This is a genomic window from Ferruginibacter sp. SUN106 (assembly GCF_050611765.1).
Lineage (GTDB): Bacteria > Bacteroidota > Bacteroidia > Chitinophagales > Chitinophagaceae > Ferruginibacter.
The window spans coordinates 513,552-538,373 of sequence record NZ_JBODJC010000005.1; the positions used below are offsets into that span (position 1 = coordinate 513,552).

The following is a 24,822-nucleotide window of genomic DNA, read 5'->3' on the forward strand; positions in this document are numbered from 1 at the left end:
AGTGAATAGTGAATTGTCAATAGTAAATGTGCCGCAGGAAGAAAATACCAGCCAACCGCTACTGGTTAGAATTTTTGCGCATTTTTTCTCTTATGTTTTTCATCCTTTGTTTGTGCCTTTGTATGCTATTGCTTTCCTGGCTTTTTTTCACCCCTCTTATTTTGCCGGTTTTACATTGTATGAAAAATACAGGCTGCTATTAACCACCGTATTAAACACTATTTTTTTTCCTGCATTTGCTATACTATTGATGAAAGGCCTGGGATTTATTAAATCTGTTTTTTTACTTACACAGCAAGACAGGATAGGCCCGTATCTCTCCAGTATGATATTTTATTTCTGGACGGCCTGGGTATTCTTTAAAACAGATCCTCAACTGGCATTGATACTACCTTCATTTATGACCGGCGTTTTTTTAACTACAGTAGTCGGCTTATTGTCTAATATTTATTTTAAGATCAGTATGCATGCCATGGGTATGGGTGGCTTGCTGGGTTTATTCCTGATAATAATGTTGTACAATACCATGTGGATGTGGTGGCCAATGGCTGCAGCATTATTAATTGCCGGCCTTGTTTGTACGTCCCGTTTAATTGTAAGTGATCATTCTCCAAAAGAAATTTACTGGGGTTTATTTTTTGGCGTGCTATGCCAGTTAGCTGCAGCGGTATTTATTCTTTAAGTAATTTATACAAGCAATGCCTTCGGTATGGGTTGTTCCAAAAAAATATTTTCGAAATACTACTTACTTACTATAAAAAAGAATCCCCGCCATACGGCAGGGTATCTTTCTCCTGTTGTGCCTAACAATAAAAACTTTAAACTGTAGAATGAAAAAAGCTTAACTGTTTAGTATTTTTGAAGCAGTGCTATACTTTTTTGTCGGGTGATACAAAAACATGCAACTGCCGTTTTTTATTGTGTCAATAATTTTTTTACTTAGCTTTTCCGGTACTGCAGGGCAGCCATAGCTTCTTCCCAGGTAACCATTGTTGTGTAAAAAGTTTTCATCTGCATACTCTGCACCATGCACTACGATCGCTCTTTCCAATGCTTTATCATTAATGCCCTTTTCGCAGCCCTGTAATTTTAATGAATATCCGTTATTACCGGTGTATGTATTCATGGTGATAAAAAAACCTAAACTTGTTTTATGAGATTCTTCTGCATTAGAAAAATTGGTGGCATACTCAAGTCCCGAATTTCTTCCATGTGCTACCAATGTGTTGAATAAAATTTTCCCTTCAGTCATATCCAGTACAAACAATCTTTTTTGAGAAGACGGTTTACTGTAATCAACTATCGTAAGTACATTGGTATTATTCAATAATTTTTTTTCCTGCAGGTAAGTATATCCTTTCATAGCTTCGCTAAAAGCCTCTTGCGATATACCTGCAGCATTTAAATTCCATGCGGCGTAATAATCAGCAGCAGGTGTTACTGCCGGCTTGGCAATACTAAAAGGCTTATCTGTGATTGTTTTTCCAATAAGGGGAGAAGATGTATTTGCCATCAGCAATAAGACCGGCAAAACTGCCATTGTATTACGGATTAATCTCATTCTTGTTGGGTTGTTTTCAGTTGGATATTAGAATTACTTAAGCACTTATATAAATCGTTTAATCAAAGCTTTTTATTGTGCTGGTAAATCAAACAAAATAGATTTAATTTTTTGGTATATTTTATTTGCGTAAATGTACTTAGGGTGTTTACTGCATTGTTTTACAGACAATTACTATTTATTAATTTCAATAGTTATTAGTAGTAGCTGATTACTAAAGCCTTGTTTTAATGCGGCTGTTTATATAGTATTTCAACACCATTAATTTTCGAAAAATCTTGCACAGGGAATAAAAAAAAAGTATCTTTTACAGGTGGCAACCTTACTACAGGTTTTTACGATATACAATTGTAAGCTTTTAAAAAATCATTTTTGTTAACTGCCGACGAACTAAATCTTCAGATAAGGGGCTGCGCCCTTAACCAGAGAGAGAGTCAAAAAAAACTCTATAACTCTTTCTATGGATATGCTATGTCTATATGCGATCGTTATACCAGCAGGGATGAAGATGCTTCCGAAATATTAAATGATGGCTTTCTTAAAATCTTTAAAGAGATACACCAGTTTAAACCCGCCTATACCGATGTGGTAAGTTCATTTAAAGGCTGGCTTAGAAAAATTATGGTGTATACCGCCATTGATCATTTCAGAAAAAATAATAAACACCAGAACGTTATCGAGCTTGAAACAGCCGTAGTACATTTGCCCGTGCAGGAGGAGAGTGCTTTTGAAAAAATTTCTTACGATGAGATCATACGTTTTATCCAGGATCTTTCACCAGGATACCGCACTGTACTAAACCTTTTTATTGTAGAAGGGTTTAGCCATGAAGAAATTGCCGGGCAACTGGGTATTTCTATCGGCACATCAAAATCAAATCTTGCCAAAGCAAGAAAGCAATTACAAAAAATATTATTCAACCAAAATAAAATTTTAATAGCACAAAATGCCTGATGAAGAAATAGATAAAGTGGTGAGAGATGCTGCCAATCAACATCATCCTCCTTATGACGATGAGGCATGGGGAAAGATGGAGGTATTGCTGGATAAACACCTGCCGCAAAAAAAAGACAGGAAGAAGCCTGTTCTTTTCTGGCTGGTTTTTTTATTGCTGGGCAGTGCCGTATTTTTTGCCATTAAAAATTCTGATAAAAATAATACTGCGGCAACTGCTACCGCTACACAGGAAAAAAAATCTGGTGGTACGGCTGATGCAACAGCCAGTACAGCAGCTACACAGGGTAACAAAAATCCGGCAGATAAAGCAACACCAGGCAATACTATCGCTAATCAACAACCCAATGCGATACCCGTTGCTGCAACTACTGTAATTACAAATACTACAGTTAAAAATAACCTGGAGAAAAAAATAACACAAGTTCAGGTTGACGACAATAATAATCAGGAGCAATATGTGGCTGCAAAAAAGAATGGTTATAATCAAAAAGGGCGTTCCAGCATAAGAGTTAAAAAACCAGGCGCTGTTGCTGGTGATGATGATTTACAAACTCAAAAAGAAAAAGATGAGTTGGTAAAAGAAAAAGCTGATGAGCCTGCCCAATTACCTGCAACAGTAAAGAATGATGATATTATTAACAAAGATGTAAATACAACAGCTGATAAAAAAGATATAGTAATTACAAAAGCAGATACTGCAAGTAAAGCAAAGCCTGAAGCTGAAAAAAATGTTGCTGACGAAAAAACCAAGACTGCAACAAATGTTACAAAGAAAAACAAGAAGAGTTTTACAGATAAAATAGCTGTTACTGTATCTGCAGGTGGTGATTTGAGTTTTATAGAATTAAGCAATGCAGGAAAGCTTAAGCCAGCTTATGGTGCCGGGTTAAGTTATGCTATAGGAAAACATATTGTAGTAAGTTCAGGATTTTATGTTTCTAAAAAAATATACTCTGCTACTCCCTATCAATATAAATTTTCCGGTTACGGGGCTCCTCCAAACCTGAAAGAAATTGGTGCTGATTGTAAAGTTTTTGAAATTCCGGTTAGTGTGTATTATAGTTCCAGGCAGGTAAAAAACCACAACTGGTTAGCCGGTGCTGGTCTTTCTTCTTTACTAATGAAGAGTGAATCCTATGATTATCGCTATCAAACACCAACAGGACAGGCTTATAATTACAAAAAAACTATAACCAACGAAAACAAACATTATTTTTCGGTACTTACCATTTCAGGCGGTTATCAATATAAACTAAATAATCGTCTTTCTTTTATTGCAGAACCTTACATTAAAATACCTTTAAAAGGTATTGGATTAGGAGAAATAAAATTAAACAGTACCGGTTTATTAATTACTGCTGCAATAAAACCTTTTGCAAAGAAAAAGTAGTTATTACAAACTTATCCCTATATAAAAGGCTTCTTATTTAAAAGAAGCCTTTCTATTTATTTTTAGAAATCAAACAATTTTATCCATCTCTCCCTTTACAAACTTCATCAGTACTTTTATTTTATCCGGACTGAAATCAAATTTTAATCCTGCTGTTTCAAAAAGCTGGGGTAAAGTTTTTGTTCCGCCAAGTGCAAGCGCATTGCAATAATTATCCATAGCCTGTTGCTTATTGTTTTTGTATTGCATCCACATGCCAATTGCACCTAACTGAGCAATACCATATTCAATATAATAAAACGGTACTTCAAATAAATGCAGCTGGCGTTGCCATGCATTGCTGCGGTAATTTTCTAACCCACTGTAATCAATTACATCATCCTGGAATTCTTTTAAAATAGCATTCCATGTGGCAGTACGTTGTTCGTTGGTATGCGTAGGGTTTTCGTATATCCAATGCTGAAATTTATCGATGATAGCGATCCATGGAAAAATTGTGATTACTCTTTCTAACTGGTGTTCTTTTGCTCTTTGTAAGTCTGCATCATTATCAAAAAAAGTTTCCCATTCATCCATGCTGAATAACTCCATACTCATACTGGCTACTTCTGCAATCTCCATCGGGTATTCTTTAAAACCACTTAACTCTAATGGATGTGCCAGGAATGAATGAATGGCATGGCCACCTTCATGCACCATCGTGGTTACATCATGCATTTGCCCTGCAGCATTCATAAAAATAAACGGAGCCCCACTTTCTGCCAATGGGCAATTGTATCCACCAGGGGCTTTGCCCTTCCTGCTTTCAAGGTCAAGATGTTTTAATTCATTCATCTTTTTTAAGCAATCGCCAAAAAACGGACGCAACTTTGTAAAACATTCAATTGATTTATTTACCAACTCATCACTTGTTTTAAAAGGGTGCAAAGGTTCTGTTCCTGCCGGTTCGGCATCAATATCCCATGGCCTTAATGTGGTTAAACCTAATTTTTGTTTTTTCTTTTGGTAGATGATGTTTACCAATGGTAATACATGTTGCTTTACCGCATCATGAAATTGATAACAATCTTCTTTGGTATAATCAAAACGGCCCAGTTCTTTAAAACGGTAATCCCTGTAATTTGTAAAACCAGCATTAATTGCTTCCTGGTTTCGCTTTTCAATAAGCTGATTGTATAAAGCATTTAAAGGAACTGTGTCTTCTAATCTTCTGTCCTGAATTTTACGGTATACTTCTTCTCTTTTATTTCTATCGTGGCTTTCTAAAAATTTAGCAGCCTGTTGCAAAGTGTATTCCTGTCCGTCAACAGTCACCAGCATTTTTCCGGAAATAACACCATACTGTTGCTGTAAAACAGATAGCTCTGCCTGTAAAGGAATGTTTTCTTCCCTGAATAATTCAATACTTTTTTTAACGCTGCGGAGGTAAGTAAAATACTTTGCTGCATCTAACTCAGTAGTTAAAGGATGTGCAACTAATTTTTTATTCAACGCATCAGCATAAGGCTGAATGTTAGGCTGAATCTCCATGAAGAAAAAATTAAACGCTTCTTCCAGGGATTTGTTTTCAGTATCGCAGGTCATGCGTATCTGTCGCCAGCAGGCATCTTCATTTACCATGGCTTCCAGTTCACTCTGGTCTTTCAGCCATTGCTCCAGGCCCGCTTTGTTGTCTATATTTCTTTCTGATAAATTTTTAAAGAAAGGTTCCAGGCTGGCCCAATCGGTAACCGTAAAATCTTTTGGAACAAAATGACGGGGGAGTTTTTTTATATCTGCAGTGTACATGGTTGTGAGTTGTGAGACGTGAATAGTAAGTTTTAAATCCTAAAAATCCTGCTACAACATTATAGCTATAGCAGGATTTTGTATTTTAATTCGAGTAAATCTGTGTAATCTGTGGCAAAACCTACGCCATCTTTCTTGGCGAATTTATTTTTTTAGCCGGCGCATTGTTTTTTACGGAAACAGTTTTTTGTTCAGTTGGCTTCGCTTTTGCAACAGACGCTTCAGCTTCTTCGGTAGGTGCCTCGCTAAGCTTGATCTCTACATTGTTCTTCACCAATACTTCAAACCATTTTACCATCTTTTTGGTATCGCTGGCATACACCCTGCTGAAATCCATATCCGGAAACACTTTTCCAAAGTATGCTTTTACAGCTTTGGCATCATTAGCATCAGGTAATTTTTCTGTGCTGGCTTTCATTGCTAAAAAAACCTCTGATAAATTCACATTATCTTTTACTGTAAATACTTCTATACTTTCTAAATGTGAAAAGTTATGAATACGGCTGCTTACAAATTTGGTAGTGTTATCTTCTAAAGAACGCACCACAGCACCATCGGCTTTTGATGATAACAATTCAAACAATCCACTCATTCCGGTAACGGAAGCTAATTTATTATACTCCATGCTGATAAAATTTTAGGGCTGCAAGTTACTTGTAAAAAAGCAAATTAACCAATGTATATTAATGGGAAGCTGTAAGGGGAGAAGCTGCAAGGGGGGAGTTGCAAGGGAGAGCACAAGGGATCAGATAAGATGCTTATCCCTTGCAGCTCAAAAAAGTACTTACTCCAAAAAAGCAGCCGCTATTGCGACAGTTTTTCCTCTTGTCGTCGTCTAAAGTAGTATGCAAACAAGATTTTTACTTAAGAACGTATTTATATTATTATTTGCCGGCTTTATATCGGCAACAGCTTTTGGCCAGAATATAACTTTAAAAGGTAAAGTGACTGACAAAGCTGATAAAACACCTGTTGTGGGTGCTACAATAGCCCTAGTGTCACAAAAAGATAGCGCCCAATTAAGCTTAAAAGTTACCGATAGCAAGGGTAACTTTCAGTTTAGTAACTTAGAACCAGCTACTTATATTGTTAAAATAAGTTTTAGCGGCTACGAAAAAATTGAACAGAAGATTGCCCTACAGGCCAGTAATAAGGATGCTATTCCCTTTACCATATCAAAAATAGCCACCGATCTTACCGGTGTAACTATAATAAGCAAAGCGCCACCTGTAAAACAAAAAGGGGATACTTCTGAGTTCAGCGCCAGCCAGTTTAAGGTTAATCCCGATGCTACGGCAGAGGATATGATAAAAAAATTACCCGGCTTAACGGTCGCTAAAGACGGTACTGTTACAGCAATGGGAGAGCAGGTAAAAAAAGTAACTGTGGATGGTAAAGACTTTTTTGGTGATGATGCTACCGCAGCTTTGAAAAACCTGCCTGCGGATATCATTGATAAAATTCAGGTATTTGATAAACTGAGCGACCAGGCCGCACTTACTGGCTTTGATGATGGCAATTCTATAAAAACGGTAAATATTGTAACAAAGTCGGGTATTAGAAATGGCCAGTTTGGGCGAATATATGCAGGTGCAGGAACAGATGGACGCTATACAGCTGGAGGTAACGTAAGTTTCTTTAATGGCAACAGAAGGCTTTCTTTAGTCGGCAACTTCAATAACATTAACCTGCAGAATTTTTCTTCACAAGATCTGTTAGGCGTAACCAGCAGCGGTGGCGGCGGTGGAAGAGGCGGCGGCGGAAGAGGCGGTGGAGGCGGCTTTGGTGGTGGTGCGGATAATTTTAATGTAGGCCAATCCAGCGGTATCAGTAAAACCAATGCAGCAGGTTTAAATTTTAGTAATGTATACGGTAAAAAATTAACGTTAACCGGCAGCTACTTTTTTAACAACAGCACTAATACCAATGAAAGCTTAACCAATACTGAAACTTTTTACGACCCTAAAAATTTATTCAGTTTACAAAAAACAAATTCTACTTCAGATAATACCAATCACCGTATTAACATGAGGTTGGAGTATAAGATAGATTCAGCCAATTCACTTTTTATAATACCGAGTATAAGTTTTCAAAACAATAAATCAGTATCTAATTCATCGTCACAAAATTTTTATGGTATAAACGATTCTACCAGTACTTCTATTGGCAACAGCAACTCCAGCAGAAATGGTTATAATATCAGGAACAATGTTATGTTCCGTCACTCATTTCCTAAAAGAGGCCGTACTATTTCATTTGGATTTAATACCAACTGGACAAAAAATGATGGCGAAACAATTACGGATGCGGCTTACAAATTTTATAAGAATGGTTTAGTTACCGATTCTTTACAAAACAGGTTTGGCGATAACAGTACTAATGGAACTACCATTGGTGGTAATATTGCTTATACTGAACCCATAGGTAAAAAAAGCCAGTTGCAGATTGATTATACCCCATCTGTACAAAAAAATAAAGCCGACCAACAAACGTTTAATTACGATGGCCAGAAGTATACAGTGTTTGATACATCGCTGTCTAATCGTTTTGATAACACGATCACTACTAATAACGTGGGTGCTAATTTCAGGCTGGGCCAAAGCAGGGATGAACAATTATCCTTTGGCGTAAACTTTCAAAATTCTAAATTAGAAAGCCAACGTGTTTTTCCAACTGCAACGTCAGTGCATCAAACATTCAGTAATATATTGCCCAATGTAATGTGGCGCAAAAAATTATCTAACGTAAGTAATATCCGTGTATTTTACAGGGCCTCTACCAACTTTCCTTCTGTAAGCCAGTTACAGGATGTGGTAAACCTTAATAACCCTTTAAGTGTTAGCAGTGGTAATCCCGATCTGAAACAATCCTACACACATTTTGTAACAGGCCGTTATTCTTACACCAATTCAAAAACAAGCAAGAGCTTTTTTGCAAATTTATTATTGCAAACAGCCAGTGATTATATTTCAAACGCTACATACAAAGCCACTAAGGATTCTACCATACAACAGAATATAGTATTGAAACAAGGGTCCCAGCTTTCTAAACCGGTAAACCTGGATGGTTACAAAAGCTTACGTACTTTCTTTACTTACAGCATGCCTTTAAAGTTTATTAAAACCACGTTGAATGTAAATACAGGATTCAGTTATTCTAAACTACCTGGTTTGATCAACAACATTAACACCGTTACTAATAGCTATGCTTATAATGCAGGTGTTGTGTTTGCAAGTAATATCAGTGAGTATGTGGATTTTAATGTGTCGTACAGTGCTAATTTTAATAATTCTACCACTAATACCACTAACAGCACAGCAACAAAATATGTTAACCAGGCTGCAGGGGCACAGGTAAATTTATTAAGTAAGAAAGGATGGTTTTTACAAAATGACGTTTCAGGAAATACTTACAGTGGATTATCAGACGGATTTAATCAAAGCTTCTGGTTGTGGAATGCAGCCATTGGTAAAAAGATATTGAAAAAACAAGCTGGTGAAATAAAGCTATCGGTGTTTGATCTGTTGAAACAAAATCAAAGTATTGTAAGAACTGTAACCGGTGCTTATATTGAAGATGCGCAAACACAGGTATTGAAACAATATTTTATGCTGACATTCACGTACAAACTTAAAAACTTTGGTGTGGCAGCAACAAGACAAGGTGGTAATTTTAACCGTGGCGAAGGTGGAATGCCAGGTGGTGGATTTGGAGGCGGTCGCCCGGGTGGTGGCGGTGGGTTCTAACTTTTATAAGTAACTTTAGACTGGACATAAACTAAGTATTCTTTTGAACCAACCGGAATTAATTGTGCAGCTGCAACAAGGAGATGAACAGGCTTTTAAGAAGCTCGTGGATGAATGGCAGGATATGGTGTACAATACGGCGCTGGGAATAGTTCAAAATGAAGACGATGCCGATGATATTACACAGGATGTTTTTATACAGGTGTATCAATCGGTGAGATCTTTTAAAGGCGAATCAAAATTTTCTACCTGGTTGTACCGCATTGTGATATCGAAGGCACTGGATCATGTAAAAAAGAAAAAAAGAAAAAAACGTTTTGCATTTGTGCAGAGTTTATTTGGAACAGCCAGTGAAGAAGAAATACACCCGGAAGAATTTAATCATCCCGGTGTGTTGATGGAAAACAGGGAAAGGGCAGCTGAACTGTTTAAAGCGATGGAGCAATTGCCCGATAACCAGCGCATTGCTTTTACCCTGCACAAACTGGAAGCGCAAAAGCACCAGGATATTGCAGCAATAATGAACATCTCGTTAACAGCAGTAGAATCGTTAATTGCAAGGGCAAAAGGAAATTTAAGAAAAACATTGAATGCTTACTATACGAACAATAATTTTTAAGTACAATGAAAAATAACGAACACATCAATAAATTAACCGAGGCCGCACTCAACAGCCTTGATGGCGCAAGCAGGGCTACTGCAAAGCCTTACCTGCTTACCCGCTTAAATGCAAGAATGAAAAATGCAAAAGAAAGCAGGTGGGATAGTGCTTTAAAATTTATCAGCAAACCTGCAGTGGCATTGGCCGGGCTTTGTTTGGTGATAGGTATTAATGCTATAGTGGTGGGATATAATTATCCGGAAAAGACAACTGTTGTATCAGAAGAGCAATATGCATCGGTGGACGAGTACAGCAGCTCAGCTACAGTATTAAATGATATTGAAAATATAGAACCATAATGAGTACACAAACGAAAAGTAAACTATACCTTTTAATAATCGGCATTTTGCTGATTACCAATATTGGGATGTTGTTCTTCTTTTTAGGTAATAAAGACGGCGGTAAAAAACCAGGTAATCGTGGTGGCAGCCCCGATAGAAGTGCTATGATGAAAAGTTTTTTGAAAGACAGCATTGGATTTAATGACGAGCAATTGCAACAATATGACACTTTGAGCAAGCAGCACCGTGAAAATGCAAAAGCACAATTTGATTCTTTAAAGAACAGCAAAGAAGAACAATTCAAACAGTTAGGCAACAGAGGTTTCAGTGATTCAGCTATTGCAGATATGATTAAAAATTCTGTTGAAAAACAAAAAGCGATGGAATTGCAGCTGCTCAATCACTTTGCAGCGATAAGAAAAATATGTACTGCAGGGCAGCAGCCAAAATTTGATTCGCTGTTTTATAAAATATGGAGTAAAAAGAAAAAGCCGGAGGAAAAAAAATAGTGAATCGTTTTTTACTAAATAATAAAAATTTTAAAACTCCAATTCTCGGCCAACAGGCGGATTAGGGGATATTCACACAAACAATAAAACAATCACACAATGAAAAAACAAATTCTAGTAGCGGCAGTTGCAGCTTTGTTCAGCATTACTGCTGTAAATGCACAGGGTGGTGGCGGAAATTTTCAACGCAGAACACCTGAAGAAAGACTGAAACCAATTCACGACAAATTAGACAGTGCCTTTAAATTAGATGCTGCTAAAATGAAACAGGTAGATGACATTTTTTTAAATTCTTTTAAAGAGTCGGATAAAAAAATGGAAGAAATGAGAGCAGGTGGCGGACAAATGGATAGGGATGCATGGCAGGCTGCAAGACAAAAAATGAATGATGAAAGAGATGCAAAATTAAAAGATGTACTTACTGCCGATCAATTGAAAATATGGAAAGAACAAATTGAGCCAACTACAAGGCCACAAAGAGGTGGTGGTGGCAACCGTGGCGGAGGCGGTGGTGGAAATTAGTAATTTGGGTGAATATGAATAGCAAGGGCTCCGCTTTTTTAAGCGGGGCTTTTTTTTGCCACAGATTGCACAGATTAACACGGATAAATACAATATCCTAAGAATCTAATATTTTTTGCAACCAGTTATACTTCACCAGGATGATTTTGAAATAAATGCCAGGATAAATAAAAAAGCACTTCCGTAGAAACGGAAATGCCTGAAATCAAAACCTGTATAGCCAACTAACTGTATTTTTTTCTACACCTTACCATTAAACATCCCATTTCCTATATGCTAAAATCCACATGCTCCTGTATTTTCTTCAACGTTGGAAATTGAGCATTGCTCATTGAACATTTGCCTTTTCTCTACACCATACCCTTCCACCTCATTACTCCTGCACCGCCTAACACTACCACACTCAAAATAATCATTCCTGCAGGTAAAGTTTTTTCTCTGTCTCTTTCAGTTTTAACCTGTGGTATTAATGTTGCATATTGAACTTCTGTTGCCGTTGCTTCATCATTTTTTGCGGTAGCATCATCCTGCCAGTTATTAAGGTTGGTACCTGTTAATGCAGTTAATGTCTGCAATTCTTTTTTTCTTCTCTGTTTAAGTTCCTGCAAATATTTTTTTCCGGCATCACAACTTAAATCACCAGTTGCCGGATGTGTAATAATATACCTTACCTGGAATGTTTCGGTATTGGGTGTTACCTGGAACATCAGGTCTTGTGCAAATGATTTTCTGTTGTAGCGAAAATGCAATCTTGTAAAATGTACATTTTTACTGCCATTATCCGGCTCGTCATTATCTACATCACTGTAATCAGCCCAGTCTTTACCACCCAACCACCAAACACCACTTTGTACAAGATCCTGTGCACTTGGTGCTGTGGCAATACATGGGTCGCAATGGTAATAATTTTGCGGACTCACATCCCATGCATATTCTAAAAAAGCTACACTCTTATCTTCATTACCCCATTGGTGTGTAAACAGGTTGCCATAAAAAGCGTTGAAGTTTTTCTGCACAAATAAAGGCACATTTTTATCGGTTGCAATAGCAGCATTGCGGTAGTTGGTACATTCAATTCTTCCCTTACGGGTAAAGGCATACACAATTAAATCCTGATCGCCATCAGCATTGGCCATCCCTAAACGAATGGGCAACATAAATTTTGGAGAATTAAAATTGATCTGGATAGGGCGCAGAAAATTATTGTTCAGTTTATTTTTTTCTTTTTCATTTACCTTAACTACAAAAAATTTCAGGTTGCTTTTGATATATGGATCTAATACTTCTTCTGCACCTTCAGGAATTTTATAGCCATTGGAAGTAAGCCATTCTTTTAAATCACCGCTTTCTTTAGCACTTAAAATTAAAATATCATATTCGCCTACTAAATATTTGGCCTCTACTTTTACACCAAGGTCTTTTCTTTTTTCGGCAGCATTACCAGACGCCGCTACTTCATTTAAAACCTGTGGTGCCGATTTGTAATACATTTTGTCGTCTGCATATGGATTACAAGGATTCTGGTCCCAATATTCCACCAGCCTTGGTGCGCTGTAATCATCTAATCGCTGAAAAATACTTTGGTCCACTACTTTAATATCATCTTTCCTTAACACCACCGGCACGGGCACTACCATTGCAAAATCTTTGGTATCGCCTTTAAAATCATTATACATAGTGATAACAGTTTTATTGCCATCACGTACCAGGATCACCTGGCTGGTTTTATTTTTTAATGTACCATCTGCCTTGCTTACATAAAAGCCGCAGAAAGACATTATTAACGGCGCCGCAACAATGGCTGCACCAATAATCATTAGTTTCTTTTTCATACTTACTTGTTTTATTGTTGGATTGATTAATTACATTGTTATTGTTATACAGATTGTATTATTGTTTAGGAACAATAACTGCTGAATAAATTTTTTCTGTATCTGATGCATTGATTTTCTTCCAGCTGAATTGACCGGCTTTAAAAACTTTATCCAGCAAAGGCACTAAAGGTTGCATACACACTAAAACCCAAATAGGAGCCGTACTAATGAATTTAAAAGTGACTAGATAAAATGCAACAGCAGCCACCAGCATACTCCAGATAATTCTTGCAGTAGCATGATTGGGTGTTGTTTTAGGATCGGTGATCATAAAAAAAGAGAATAATAATAAACTTCCGGTGCTGATGCTTTGCACAAAAAAATCTATGGGCCAACCGAGATAAATAATTTGTCTTATAAAAAGTAATCCACCAAATGTGAGCAGGAATGCAAGACTGGTATCTAATTTTTGTACCCTGGTAGTAATGATAAAACCTAAGCATAAAACAGCAAATAAAATAACAGCACCGCTTCCCCATTGGCCGGGGCTTATCCATGCGTTGCCAGTAAAAACTACCGCCATAACAATACCTAATGCAGAAGGATTAAAAATATGTTTGCCATTAATACGTATTATATATTTAGATGTAATAGAAATAAGCGCTGCTAATGCAGCAACAGACAGGTTATTTGTTTTTAATAAAAGGCATAAACCCATGGAAGAAATAACAGCAGAAGGAATACCATTTTTTATTTTAGTAAGCGTTGGATAGGTTTTATTTTTTATCCTGCTTAAAATGATTTCTGCTATTATTTGTGTAGCAATACTTACCGCTAAGTAAGTTGCATATAAGGCCCAGTCTGCATTCCAGCCCAGCGAAAAAATACCGTACAGTAAAAAGATACATTGAAAAATGATCTGGAAGTAACGGGCGTCTTTAAATAATGGTGTAAAAAACATAACAGTTGAATTTTTGTACAGGATGAAATGGCAAAAAGAATTACACAAGCCAACTGTTAATGAATTGCAAATGGAGATAAAATAAATATTTGTGGAAAAAATAAATGACTGCATCGCCGCCTGTAAAATTTTTATTGCAAACACCAGATAACTTCCCTAATTTGATCAATAAAAAGAATGAAAAGAGTTACTTCTATTGGCGGTGTATTTTTTAAATGCAATAATCCTGAAGCACAAAAAGAATGGTATGCCAAACATTTAGGTTTAGGGATGGATAAATACGGTACCAGCTTTGAATGGCGGCACAGCGATGAAAAAGAAAGGAAAGGCTTTTCTGCCTGGAGCCCTTTTGAAAAAGACACTGATTATTTTGGTGATGCTTCGCAACAATACATGATTAATTACAGGGTTGATGATCTGGAAGCACTCATCAAGCAATTAAAAGAAGAAGGAGTGACCATCGTTGATCAGATGGAAATTTATGAATACGGTAAATTTGTACATATACTGGATGGCGAAGGCAACCAGGTAGAATTATGGGAAGCTAATGATGATGTATATGGCAAAATGGTGAATGCTGTAACGAAATAATTAACGCCCCTAAAAATATCAATTTAATTATCTTTTAAAAAAACAACAATGAAACTTATCCGATTGCTTATTGCAACAATTTTTATTACTAGTAATTCTTTTGCACAACTGGATCTGCCACCCAGCGGCAACAATCCAAGGGCTACCATTAGTGAAGAAGTGGGTATTACTTCCATCACTATAAAATACAGCAGGCCGGATGTAAATAAAAGGGAAGGAAAAATTTATGGCGATGGCAATGTGGTTACTTATGGTTTTAGTACGGCCAGTTTTATTACTAATAAAAATACCTCGCCATGGCGTGCCGGTGCCAACGAAAATACCATCATCACTTTTGAACACGATGTAAAAATAGAAGGCCAGCCACTTAAAGCCGGTACTTATGGTTTGTTTATGGCAATGGGTGCCGACAATGTTACCATTATTTTTTCCAATCAATCTGATGCGTGGGGAAGTTTTAACTATGACGAAAAGTACGATGCTTTAAGAGTAAATGTAAAACCTGTAGCATTGGATAAAAGTGTAGAGTATCTGAAATATGAATTTATAGAACACAAAGAAAAATATTGTGTGATAGCGATGCAGTGGGAAAAATTATCTGTTCCTTTTAAAGTGGAAGTAGATGTTGATAATATCGTGTTGGCAAGACTAAGAGAACAATTAACAGGGCGGCAGGGTTTTACACCAGCACTTATTTTAACCGCAACACAATATTGCTTTACAAAAAATATCAATTTAGAAGAAGCATTAGTGTGGAGTAAAAAAGCTATTGATGGTCAAGGCGGGCAAAAAACTTATATCACATTACGCAATCTTGCCACGGCTTATGAAAAATTAAACAGAACTGCTGAATCAGATTCAACCATGAACGAAGCTTTATTAATTGCAACCGCCAATCAATATGGTGCTTATGGAAGAATACTCATCACACAAAAACGCAACGATAAAGCCATGGAAGTATTTACTGCAGCACAAAAAAGATACGGTGATATTTTTGGTGTAAACAGTGGATTAATGAATGGATACTCTGCCAAAGGAGATTTTAAAAATGCTATTAAGTATGCAGAAAAAGCAATGGCACAAGCTCCTAATGATGCAACTAAAACAACACTGCAGGGTCAGATCGCTAAATTAAAAGAAGGCAAGGATATTAATTAATTGACCAATGAATAATTAAAAATGAAAAATGCGCTTATATTTTTCGCAGTTTTTATTACTGCAACAGCTTTTACTTTTCAACATAACAACGTAAAGAACCAGGCACCAGATAAAATAGTACTTACCGATACGCAATATGTTTGCCTGCCCTGCGGTAGCGAATGTGACAATACAATTTATACAAAACCCAGCACCTGCCCTCATTGCAACATGAAACTGGTTGATAAAGCATCAGTAAAATTTAATAGTATTGAACCCGGAGCATTATGTAGTTTTATTAAAGACATGGGCAAGCAAAACGTTATCTTACTGGATGTTCGTACCACTGAAGAGTTTAAGGGAACAGCAAAAGATAAATTTGGGAGGCTTGCAGGCGCCATTAATATTCCTGTACAGCAGTTAGAGAAAAGAATGGGTGAATTGAATAAATATAAAAGCAAAGAAATAATAGTGTATTGCAGCCATAGCCACCGCAGCCCGATGGCAAGTTATATGCTGATGCAGAAAGGATTTACCAGGGTAAATAATATGGAATTTGGTATGAGTGAGTGGAAAAACAAAGTAAAGGCAGGTGAATGCAGTAATAAGTTGTATATTAAACAATAACTTTTTAAAACAACATAAATAAAACACCATGAAAAAAGCACTAACGATTTTAGTATGCATTGGCTGTATTGTAATACTGCAAAATTGCGGCAGTAGTAAAAAGGCTTCTAAAACCGCAACTGCAATGGCGGTTTCTTTTGATAAAGATGTAATGCCCATCATGCAGTCGAGATGCACACCCTGCCATTTTCCACCAGATGGAAGAAAGAAGGCCTTGAATACCTACGATGCTGTAAAAGCAAATATTGCTGATATCATCGCAAGGGTAAAATTGCCACAAACTGATAATGGATTTATGCCATGGAAAAATAAAAAACCTGCATTAAGTGATAGTTTAATTAATGTATTGGTAGAATGGCAAAAACAAAATATGCCGCAATAATTTAAATCTAAAAGAAAAAATAAACAAGAATGAACAATGCAATCAGTTGGTTTGAGATACCAACAACAGACATTAACAGGGCACAAAAATTTTACGAAACTATTTTTGGTTTTACTATGATACCAATGGAAATGCCAAATATTAAAATGCGTATGTTTCCTTTGGATGATATTATGAATGGAATTGGCGGTGCATTAGTAGATAGCGGTGGATTTCACAAACCCTCTATGACTGACGGGCCATTAATATACTTAAATGCCAACCCCGATGTACAAAATATTTTAGACAAGGTAGAACTGGCCGGAGGAAAAATAATGGTGCCTAAAACAGAGATCTCTCCTGAATATGGTACCATGGCAGTTTTTATTGATACTGAAGGTAACAGGATTGCATTGCATAGTGTGCCGCAATAAAATAATTATGGTATGGCTTACAGTGAAAAATTAGCCGACAGAACAAGAGAACTTATAGCGCTTACACATAAAAATGTAACGGAAAAGAAAATGTTTGGAGGCTTATGCTTTATGGTAAACGATAAAATGTGTGTAGGTGTGGAAATGGAACGTTTGATGGTAAGATTTGATCCGGCCAAATATGATGAGATAATGGAAAAGGAAGGTTGCAGGCCCATGGACTTTACCGGAAGAGTAATGAAGGGCTATGCATTTGTAGGTATAGAAGCGCTTAATACAAAAAGGAAACTGGAGTATTGGATCAAACTGGCATTGGAGTATAACAAAATTGCCAAGCCCTCTAAAAAGAAAAAATAATTTTCAGTATCATGAAATATTCAGTTGCACAGGCAATAGAAATTTTAGACAGAACACCTTCGGTTTGTACTACATTACTTTCCGGTTTAAGTGACGACTGGGTAATGAATAACGAAGGGCCGGAAACATTTTCTCCTTTTGATGTGATAGGGCATTTAATTCATGGCGAAAAAACAGATTGGGCGGCAAGGGCAAAAATGATTTTAGAATTTGGCAATACCAAAACCTTTGTGCCATGGGACAGGTTTGCACAGTACGAAGAAAGTAATGGCAAATCATTATCACAACTATTGGATGAATTTGCAAGGGTAAGAAAGGAAAATATGGATTGGTTTAAATCCTTACGACTTACAGAAAGTGATTTAGATAAAACTGGTATTCATCCAAAACTGGGAGAAGTGACCCTGCGAAACTTACTAAGCACCTGGGTAGTACACGACCTTACGCATATAGCACAGATTACCCGGGTGATGGCTAAGCAATACACAGAGAACCTGGGCCCATGGCCGGAATTTTTTCGTATTTTAAGTTTCTAAAATTTTTTACCATGCAATCTAAAGCTGCTACTGTAGAGCAATATATTGCTGAGCTGCCTGAAGAGAGGAAACAAGCTGTTACTGAATTACGAAAACTAATAAAGAAAAATTTACCTAAGGGTTTTAAAGAAGGTATGAGTTATGGTATGATTGGGTATTGTGTACCGCATTCCATTTATCCAAAGGGTTATCATTGCAATCCCGAACAACCATTACCGTTTGCCGCCCTGGCATCGCAAAAAAATTTTATTGCATTTTACCACATGTGTGTGTACGGCGACCCTAAGTTATCAAAATGGTTTGTGGATGAGTATGCCAAATTAAATATTGGCAAACTGGATATGGGTAAAAGTTGTATACGGTTTAAAAATGTTTCTAAAATACCCTACGGCCTGATTGGTGAGCTGTGTACAAAAGTTACCGTGCAACAATGGATTGACAAGTATGAGAAAATATTACAACGATAATTCACAAAACAAAGCCGTGGAATTTTCCAGGGCTTTTGTACAGGTTTAATGGTTAAATCATTTATCCCATAAACACTATTTCCATCTTTTTTTGCAAGCAAAATGCGTAGATGATTATTAGTCTCAGTTGCTGGTGAGGATGAGTTATGAATTTTCATTCAACACCCTTTCAATTCTTTCCTTCACTTCTTCATAAGCTGTATAGCCTTTTGCTAAAAGATAAAATTTGCTTTCATTAAATTGTATCAGTACCTGCGGAAAACTATCTACACTTAATTGTTTGCACAATGCAAATTCATAGTATGCTTTCTCTTTATAGTCTTCACTTTTTAATTTGGTATAAAAAGCTTCTTCGGGTAAATGATATTTTTCTACAAGATGGCGGTAAGCTTCATCATCATCTAAATCACGGCCTTCATAATTTAAAGCATATTGCAAATCGCTGGCAAAACCAACCTGTTGTTCGGGATAATACTCTTTAAAAATACACAATGCAATCGCAGGTTTTTCACTGTTCATCACCCAATCGCTTTTATCAGGATTGGCAGTATGCCATAAAAAATCTTCGCCAAATTTTATTCCTGTTAATTCTTCCACTCTTTTATAAGCACTTTGTATATAAGGCCCGATCTTTTCAATGGGCATTTTACTTTCACCAATCATCATGCCGCCACTCAGCACTTCAATTTCTAACTGGTCTGTAAAATCAGCAGCAATTTTTTTCATCACAGGGCTAAAGCCATAGCACCAGCCGCAATACGCATCATAACAATAGATCAATATGGGTTTCATGTTGTAAATTTAATACTGCAAAAATATGGATTATGTGGCGCTGCTTATATAACAAAGCACTAACAACTTTGTTATATACCTTGCACGCCGTTGAAAAAACGACAATATGATAAAAATCTTTATCCTGGCCGGTATTTGTATGGCCACAATATTTATAAGTTGTACCTCTACGCCTGAAAAAGCTGATGCACAGGTTTCTGCAAGGGACAAATCCGTAACCGCTGCAGAATCTTACAGCGATCTTTTTATTGACAGTACTGTAATGGAAAAATTTATTGTACAACAAGGGTATAAGGATTCTTTAGCTAACAGGCTGCGTAGCTTTTATAACAACCGCAATTATCAATGCGCCTGGTTTTTTAAAGAAGGAATTGCAGACTACGCAGCTACTTTTTATGATATGTACAATGATTATATTAATTACTCAGGGGATAGCTCCTTATATAATCCGGTGCTACTGCAATTGTATGATTCTGCAAATTCAGGAAATTTAAAACCAGGCGACAGCCTCGCTGTTAAAACCGAACTGCTGCTTACCGTTCAATTTTTTCGCTATGCAAGAAAAGCTTACCAGGGAAATAATCAACTAAATGCGAAAGAGCTGGATTGGTTTATTCCCCGGAAAAAAATTAATCCTGCAGCGGTATTGGATTCTATGCTGGCTAACAAAGGGAAAAATATTGCTGATTACGAGCCCGTAAACAAGCAATATAATTTACTGAAACAGCAATTGGTAAAATATTATGGTATTGAAAAAAAGGGCGGCTGGAAAATAATTACCGCCGACAGGAAAACGTATAAACTAAACGATAGCGCCGCTTGCTTAACCAACATCAAAAAAAGATTATTGCTCACCGGTGATATTAATAACACTGATACATCTGCGGTATTTACAAAAGAACTGGAAGACGGGATAAAAAATTTTCAGCATCGTTACGGGTTTAAAGAAAATGGTGTTATCAATACTGCACTAATTGCAGAAATGAACCGACCTGTGGAAGAAAGATTGCAACAGATACTCATCAATATGGAACGTATCAGGTGGATGCCGGCACAACCCACCACAGATTTTTTACTGGTAAATATTCCTGAGTTTCGTTTACATGTATATGAAAAAGGGCAACATGCTTTTAGTATGAATGTGGTTACAGGTTCTGTGGTGCATAATACCGTTATCTTCAACGGCAATTTAAAATATATTGTATTCAGTCCTTACTGGAATGTGCCAACAAGTATTTTGAAAAAAGAAGTATTACCTGGTATTGCAAGAAATAAAAATTACCTGGCATCGCATAATATGGAATGGAATAATGGTGCGGTAAGGCAAAAGCCGGGCCTATCTAATTCATTGGGGTTAGTGAAATTTTTATTTCCCAACAGCTACGATATTTATTTACATGATAGCCCGGCTAAAAGTTTATTCAGCGAAGCTACAAGAGCATTCAGCCATGGTTGTATAAGATTAGGCGAACCTAAAAAACTGGCACAATTTCTTTTGCGTAATGATGCAGCATGGGACTCTGTAAAAATCACCAACGCCATGAATGCCGGTAAAGAACAATACCTCACTTTAAAAGAAACGATCCCTGTTTTTATCGGCTACTTTACTGCCTGGGTAGATGGAGAAGGTAAATTAAATTTTCGTGATGATATTTATGGCCACGACAAAAAAATGAAAGCCAGGTTGTTTGGGAAATAAGAACTACAAAACTGTAGTATTGATAAAATAGTGATTAAAGAAGTCAAGTCTTAAAGACTTGACTTCTTTTGATAACGCATGCCGGTTACTACAATATAACGTATAGCCTGAAACTTTCCGCTTACTCATTTACAAATACCGTATAAGAGTTATTTGTAAAGGGGAGTATATTTTTTTATTCTCTTTGTGGTACAAAAAAAGATAGTCATGAAAACAACAACAAAGTTGGATATCACTATCAGCAGGGATGAAATGGAAGTGTTAACAAAAGAAGTAAAAGAAACATTAGCTTTTGAACATCTTACACACCATAAAATTTTCACTTCTGCCGATTTGTGGAATATTCAGCGGCAAAAGAAAAGCACCACTCCGAGAAGAAACTATGCGTAAGCATGTACCGGCCCTATTCAATTTGCTCAGTTAGTTTAGTTTTGAGTTAAGGAGATCAAGGTTATCGAAGGATAACCTTTTTTTATTTAGGGTGGCTCACCCTAAATAAAAAAATTCCAGGTGAGCCACTCTAAAGGAGTGACCCACACGGAATTTTTTAATGCGCCTCCAACCAATTCTCACCCATTCCAATTTCAGCATCGGTGGGCACACCATTAGGTAATGCCAATGCGGTTTGCATACAATTTAAAATTACCGGTTTAATAATTTCAATTTCACTGCGGTGTGCATCAAACACCAATTCATCATGCACCTGTAATAACATCTTACTTTTAAAATTTTGCTTTTTAAACTCAGCATGAATTTTTATCATTGCCAGTTTGATCATATCTGCAGCACTCCCTTGAATAGGAGAGTTGATAGCATTACGCTCTGCAAAACCACGAACAGTAAAATTAGCAGAATTGATATCCCTTAACCAACGTTTGCGGCCCATCAGCGTTTCCACATACCCGGTTTCTTTGGCAAAGTTGATAGTATCATCCATATACTTTTGAATATTGGGAAACTGCTTTTTATAATTATCAATGATCTCTTTGGCCTCAGCTCTTGGAATGCCTAAGTTTTCTGCTAAACCAAATGCACCTTGCCCGTAGATGATACCAAAGTTTACACTCTTGGCTTTGTAGCGCATTTCTTTGGTTACATCTTTTTCTTCCACATTAAAAACTTTTGCTGCTGTTGCAGTATGAATATCTTTTCCTGTGGTAAAAGCTTCGCACATGTTTACATCGCCGCTGATAGCAGCAACAATACGTAATTCAATCTGCGAATAATCTGCAGAAATTAATACATGGTCTTTATCTCGTGGGATAAATGCTTTGCGTATTTCTCTTCCCCTGTCTGTACGTACAGGAATATTTTGCAGGTTAGGATTATTGCTGCTCAGCCTGCCTGTAACAGCAACCGCTTGTGCATAGCTCGTATGTACTCTTCCCGTTTTTTTATTGATCATCAACGGCAGTGCATCAACATAAGTGGATTTTAATTTGGTGTATTCCCTGAACACCAGAATATCATCTACAATTTTATTTTGTGCAGCTAATTTCAATAACACATCTTCACCCGTTGCATACTGCCCGGTTTTTGTTTTTTTAGCTTTAGGGTCTAATTGTAATTTATCAAATAATACTTCGCCTAATTGTTTTGGGCTGGCCAGGTTAAATCGAACACCTGCCTGTTTGTATACACTTTCTTCTGCAGCTTTGGCTTCTCTTTCTAATTCTTTACTGTAATCATTTAAAAAACCTTCATCAATCCTGATGCCTTCAAATTCCATTGCCGTTAATACTTTCACTAATGGATTCTCTACTTCATAAAAAACTTTCTCAACTTCTTTTTCTTTTAATTGAGGAAGAAAAATATTTTTTAACTGCAAGGTGATGTCTGCATCTTCAGCAGCATAGTCTTTTATTTTTTCTGCTTCCACATCTCTCATGGTACCTTGCCCCTTACCTTTTTTACCGATGAGTTCTTCAATATGCACCGGTTCGTAACCTAAATATTTTGCACTTAATGCATCCATATTTCTTTTACCATCTGGTTCAATTACATAATGTGCCAGCATGGTATCAAAAGTGTTGCCCGCCATTTCAAAGCCATACCATTTCAACATCAGCATATCATACTTGATATTTTGACCAACCCAAACTTTTGTAGCATCATCAAATACAGCTTTGAATTTATTTAAGAGTGCAATGCATTGTTCTCTGTCTGCAGGGCAGGGCACATACCAGGCTTCACCGGGAGTTATAGAAAAGCTTAGGCCAACTAACTCAGCATCATTCGCATCAATGCCGGTGGTTTCTGTATCAAAACAAATTTCCTGTTGGTTAATTAGTTTATTTGTTAATTGGCTTATCAGTTCATCGGTATTGGCAAGAATATAATTATGTGCAGTATTGTTGATATTTTTGTCTACTGCTAGTGAGCCCTCCTCAACATCACCTTCAGGCTTAGGGGCTACCGCCGTAGTTTTAGCTTCAGGTTGTTCGATAATATTTCCAAACAGATCCATTTGTGCGGTTTCTTTTTTTGGAGCTTTTTCTGCCGGTTGGTTAGTATGATTCCAAACCTCAGCAGTTACATTAATATCATCGCCTAAAATTCTTTTCCCTAAAGTTTTAAATTCCAGCTCTTCAAAAATTGCTGTAAGCGCTTCTTTATTCATTTCCTTTATCCTGAAATTCTCTTCATGAAATTCAGCAGCAGGAATATTAGTGATGATAGTAGCTAATTTTTTACTCATCATCGCCAGCTCTCTGCCGGCAACAATTTTTTCACCCAGCTTACCTTTTATTTTTTCTGCATTGTCTAAAACGTTTTCTAATGTGCCGTATTCTTTCAATAGTTTAGCAGCAGTTTTTTCTCCTACACCAGGTATACCGGGTATATTATCTACCGCATCTCCCATCATACCTAAAATATCAATTACCTGTTCTACTCTTTCAATATCCCATTTGGCACATACTTCCTTAGGCCCCATTATTTCAAAGTTGCCACCCTGGTAAGGCGGTTTATATATCTTGATATTTTCAGTAACCAATTGGCCGTAATCTTTATCAGGTGTAACCATAAAAACTTCGTAGCCTTCTTTTTCAGCCTGTTTTGCCAATGCACCAATTACATCATCAGCTTCGTATCCATCAATAGCAATTACAGGAATATTCAATCCTTCAATGATTCTTTTTATATCAGGCACAGCGGCAGAAATATCTTCGGGTGTTTCCTGGCGGTTGGCTTTGTAATCGGCAAAATCGGTGTGGCGTTCTGTAGCCGCACTGGTATCAAAACACACGGCCATGTGCGTGGGGTTTTGATTTTTTATTAAATCGATCAGCGTATTGGTAAAACCAAATTGTGCATTGGTATTTCTTCCCTTACTGGTAATACGTGGGTTGCGTATCAACGCATAATAGGCCCGGAACACAAGGGCAAAAGCATCTAATAAAAATAATTTTTTTTGCATGCGGTAAAAATAAACATTATGCATGGCTAACCCAATGAAAAAATAAAAAAAGGTTGTTCAACAACAACCTTTAATTAAAGTTTTTCAAAAAAATTGGATTTAAAGACTAAGAGTAATATTTTTTGTTTTCACAGGACGAATTTTTTTTGCGGGTACAATTTGGATATTGGTTTGGATATTGGCTTTTTCCTGGTTTGGTTTCATTGGATTATC

At 36.8% G+C, this 24,822-nt stretch carries 25 protein-coding genes; 18 read left to right on the top strand and 7 right to left on the bottom strand.

Annotated elements, in window-relative coordinates; translation table 11 throughout:
• The first annotated feature begins 1 nt into the window (after position 1).
• Positions 2-682 (top strand): hypothetical protein, encoded by a 681-nt coding sequence (locus tag ACQ334_RS21680; RefSeq protein ID WP_430990370.1) that lies wholly within the window; start codon positions 2-4, stop codon positions 680-682.
• A gap of 159 nt (positions 683-841) precedes the next feature.
• Here ACQ334_RS21680 and ACQ334_RS21685 read toward each other — a convergent pair whose 3' ends face one another.
• The gene (locus ACQ334_RS21685; protein ID WP_430990371.1) at positions 842-1,561 is read right to left on the bottom strand and encodes a murein L,D-transpeptidase catalytic domain family protein; all 720 of its coding nucleotides are present in this window, start codon (positions 1,559-1,561) and stop codon (positions 842-844) included.
• A gap of 372 nt (positions 1,562-1,933) precedes the next feature.
• Between ACQ334_RS21685 and ACQ334_RS21690 the strand changes: the two genes are divergently transcribed.
• Complete coding sequence (locus ACQ334_RS21690) at positions 1,934-2,515, top strand: RNA polymerase sigma factor (protein ID WP_430990372.1); 582 nt, start codon at positions 1,934-1,936, stop codon at positions 2,513-2,515.
• The gene (locus ACQ334_RS21695) at positions 2,508-3,908 is read left to right on the top strand and encodes a hypothetical protein (protein ID WP_430990373.1); all 1,401 of its coding nucleotides are present in this window, start codon (positions 2,508-2,510) and stop codon (positions 3,906-3,908) included. Before ACQ334_RS21690 ends, ACQ334_RS21695 begins: the two co-directional genes overlap by 8 nt.
• A gap of 69 nt (positions 3,909-3,977) precedes the next feature.
• Here ACQ334_RS21695 and ACQ334_RS21700 read toward each other — a convergent pair whose 3' ends face one another.
• Both ACQ334_RS21700 and ACQ334_RS21705 read right to left on the bottom strand, forming a co-directional pair.
• Complete coding sequence (locus ACQ334_RS21700; protein WP_430990374.1) at positions 3,978-5,696, bottom strand: M3 family oligoendopeptidase; 1,719 nt, start codon at positions 5,694-5,696, stop codon at positions 3,978-3,980.
• Between the two features lie 121 nt (positions 5,697-5,817).
• The gene (locus ACQ334_RS21705; RefSeq protein ID WP_430990375.1) at positions 5,818-6,321 is read right to left on the bottom strand and encodes a DUF5606 family protein; all 504 of its coding nucleotides are present in this window, start codon (positions 6,319-6,321) and stop codon (positions 5,818-5,820) included.
• A gap of 220 nt (positions 6,322-6,541) precedes the next feature.
• Here ACQ334_RS21705 and ACQ334_RS21710 point away from each other — a divergent pair, with 220 nt between their 5' ends.
• From ACQ334_RS21710 to ACQ334_RS21730, 5 genes are all read left to right on the top strand, one after another.
• Complete coding sequence (locus ACQ334_RS21710) at positions 6,542-9,442, top strand: outer membrane beta-barrel protein (RefSeq protein WP_430990376.1); 2,901 nt, start codon at positions 6,542-6,544, stop codon at positions 9,440-9,442.
• A gap of 43 nt (positions 9,443-9,485) precedes the next feature.
• Complete coding sequence (locus ACQ334_RS21715) at positions 9,486-10,061, top strand: RNA polymerase sigma factor (protein WP_430990377.1); 576 nt, start codon at positions 9,486-9,488, stop codon at positions 10,059-10,061.
• A 5-nt stretch (positions 10,062-10,066) separates the two neighbouring features.
• On the top strand, positions 10,067-10,402 hold the full coding sequence (locus ACQ334_RS21720; protein WP_430990378.1) for a hypothetical protein: 336 nt from the start codon (positions 10,067-10,069) through the stop codon (positions 10,400-10,402).
• A complete protein-coding gene (locus ACQ334_RS21725; protein WP_430990379.1) occupies positions 10,402-10,893 on the top strand; it encodes a Spy/CpxP family protein refolding chaperone in 492 nt (163 codons plus the stop codon). Before ACQ334_RS21720 ends, ACQ334_RS21725 begins: the two co-directional genes overlap by 1 nt.
• Positions 10,894-10,992: 99 nt before the next feature.
• Positions 10,993-11,415, top strand: coding sequence for a hypothetical protein (locus ACQ334_RS21730; protein WP_430990380.1), 423 nt, complete (start codon positions 10,993-10,995; stop codon positions 11,413-11,415).
• A gap of 350 nt (positions 11,416-11,765) precedes the next feature.
• Here the strand turns inward: ACQ334_RS21730 and ACQ334_RS21735 are convergent, their stop codons facing one another.
• Positions 11,766-13,247, bottom strand: a complete 1,482-nt coding sequence (locus ACQ334_RS21735) for a DUF2330 domain-containing protein (RefSeq protein ID WP_430990381.1) — start codon at positions 13,245-13,247, stop codon at positions 11,766-11,768.
• A gap of 58 nt (positions 13,248-13,305) precedes the next feature.
• Positions 13,306-14,190 (bottom strand): RnfABCDGE type electron transport complex subunit D, encoded by an 885-nt coding sequence (locus tag ACQ334_RS21740; RefSeq protein ID WP_430990382.1) that lies wholly within the window; start codon positions 14,188-14,190, stop codon positions 13,306-13,308.
• Positions 14,191-14,367: 177 nt separating this feature from the next.
• On the opposite strand from ACQ334_RS21740, the gene ACQ334_RS21745 reads away from it, so the two are divergent.
• From ACQ334_RS21745 to ACQ334_RS21780, 8 genes are read left to right on the top strand one after another with little or no spacing between them, the layout of a single operon-like run.
• Positions 14,368-14,781, top strand: coding sequence for a VOC family protein (locus ACQ334_RS21745; protein ID WP_430990383.1), 414 nt, complete (start codon positions 14,368-14,370; stop codon positions 14,779-14,781).
• Between the two features lie 48 nt (positions 14,782-14,829).
• Complete coding sequence (locus ACQ334_RS21750; protein ID WP_430990384.1) at positions 14,830-15,939, top strand: DUF2911 domain-containing protein; 1,110 nt, start codon at positions 14,830-14,832, stop codon at positions 15,937-15,939.
• A 21-nt stretch (positions 15,940-15,960) separates the two neighbouring features.
• A complete protein-coding gene (locus ACQ334_RS21755; RefSeq protein WP_430990385.1) occupies positions 15,961-16,545 on the top strand; it encodes a rhodanese-like domain-containing protein in 585 nt (194 codons plus the stop codon).
• 28 nt (positions 16,546-16,573) lie between these two features.
• Positions 16,574-16,927 carry a hypothetical protein gene (locus tag ACQ334_RS21760; protein ID WP_430990386.1) on the top strand — a complete coding sequence of 118 codons (354 nt, stop codon included), beginning with the start codon at positions 16,574-16,576 and terminating at the stop codon, positions 16,925-16,927.
• A gap of 29 nt (positions 16,928-16,956) precedes the next feature.
• Positions 16,957-17,340 (top strand): VOC family protein, encoded by a 384-nt coding sequence (locus tag ACQ334_RS21765; RefSeq protein WP_430990387.1) that lies wholly within the window; start codon positions 16,957-16,959, stop codon positions 17,338-17,340.
• 12 nt (positions 17,341-17,352) lie between these two features.
• Positions 17,353-17,697, top strand: coding sequence for a TfoX/Sxy family protein (locus tag ACQ334_RS21770; protein WP_430990388.1), 345 nt, complete (start codon positions 17,353-17,355; stop codon positions 17,695-17,697).
• 11 nt (positions 17,698-17,708) lie between these two features.
• A complete protein-coding gene (locus tag ACQ334_RS21775) occupies positions 17,709-18,233 on the top strand; it encodes a DinB family protein (RefSeq protein WP_430990389.1) in 525 nt (174 codons plus the stop codon).
• Positions 18,234-18,244: 11 nt separating this feature from the next.
• Positions 18,245-18,700 (top strand): DUF1801 domain-containing protein, encoded by a 456-nt coding sequence (locus ACQ334_RS21780; protein WP_430990390.1) that lies wholly within the window; start codon positions 18,245-18,247, stop codon positions 18,698-18,700.
• 144 nt (positions 18,701-18,844) lie between these two features.
• Here ACQ334_RS21780 and ACQ334_RS21785 read toward each other — a convergent pair whose 3' ends face one another.
• Positions 18,845-19,492, bottom strand: a complete 648-nt coding sequence (locus ACQ334_RS21785) for a DsbA family protein (protein WP_430990391.1) — start codon at positions 19,490-19,492, stop codon at positions 18,845-18,847.
• Positions 19,493-19,598: 106 nt separating this feature from the next.
• Between ACQ334_RS21785 and ACQ334_RS21790 the strand changes: the two genes are divergently transcribed.
• Together ACQ334_RS21790 and ACQ334_RS21795 are read left to right on the top strand one after the other, a co-directional pair.
• On the top strand, positions 19,599-21,191 hold the full coding sequence (locus ACQ334_RS21790; RefSeq protein ID WP_430990392.1) for a L,D-transpeptidase family protein: 1,593 nt from the start codon (positions 19,599-19,601) through the stop codon (positions 21,189-21,191).
• Between the two features lie 207 nt (positions 21,192-21,398).
• The gene (locus ACQ334_RS21795; RefSeq protein ID WP_430990393.1) at positions 21,399-21,581 is read left to right on the top strand and encodes a hypothetical protein; all 183 of its coding nucleotides are present in this window, start codon (positions 21,399-21,401) and stop codon (positions 21,579-21,581) included.
• Between the two features lie 157 nt (positions 21,582-21,738).
• Here ACQ334_RS21795 and polA read toward each other — a convergent pair whose 3' ends face one another.
• Positions 21,739-24,609, bottom strand: coding sequence for a DNA polymerase I (gene polA, locus ACQ334_RS21800; protein ID WP_430990394.1), 2,871 nt, complete (start codon positions 24,607-24,609; stop codon positions 21,739-21,741).
• Between the last annotated feature and the right edge of the window lie 213 nt (positions 24,610-24,822).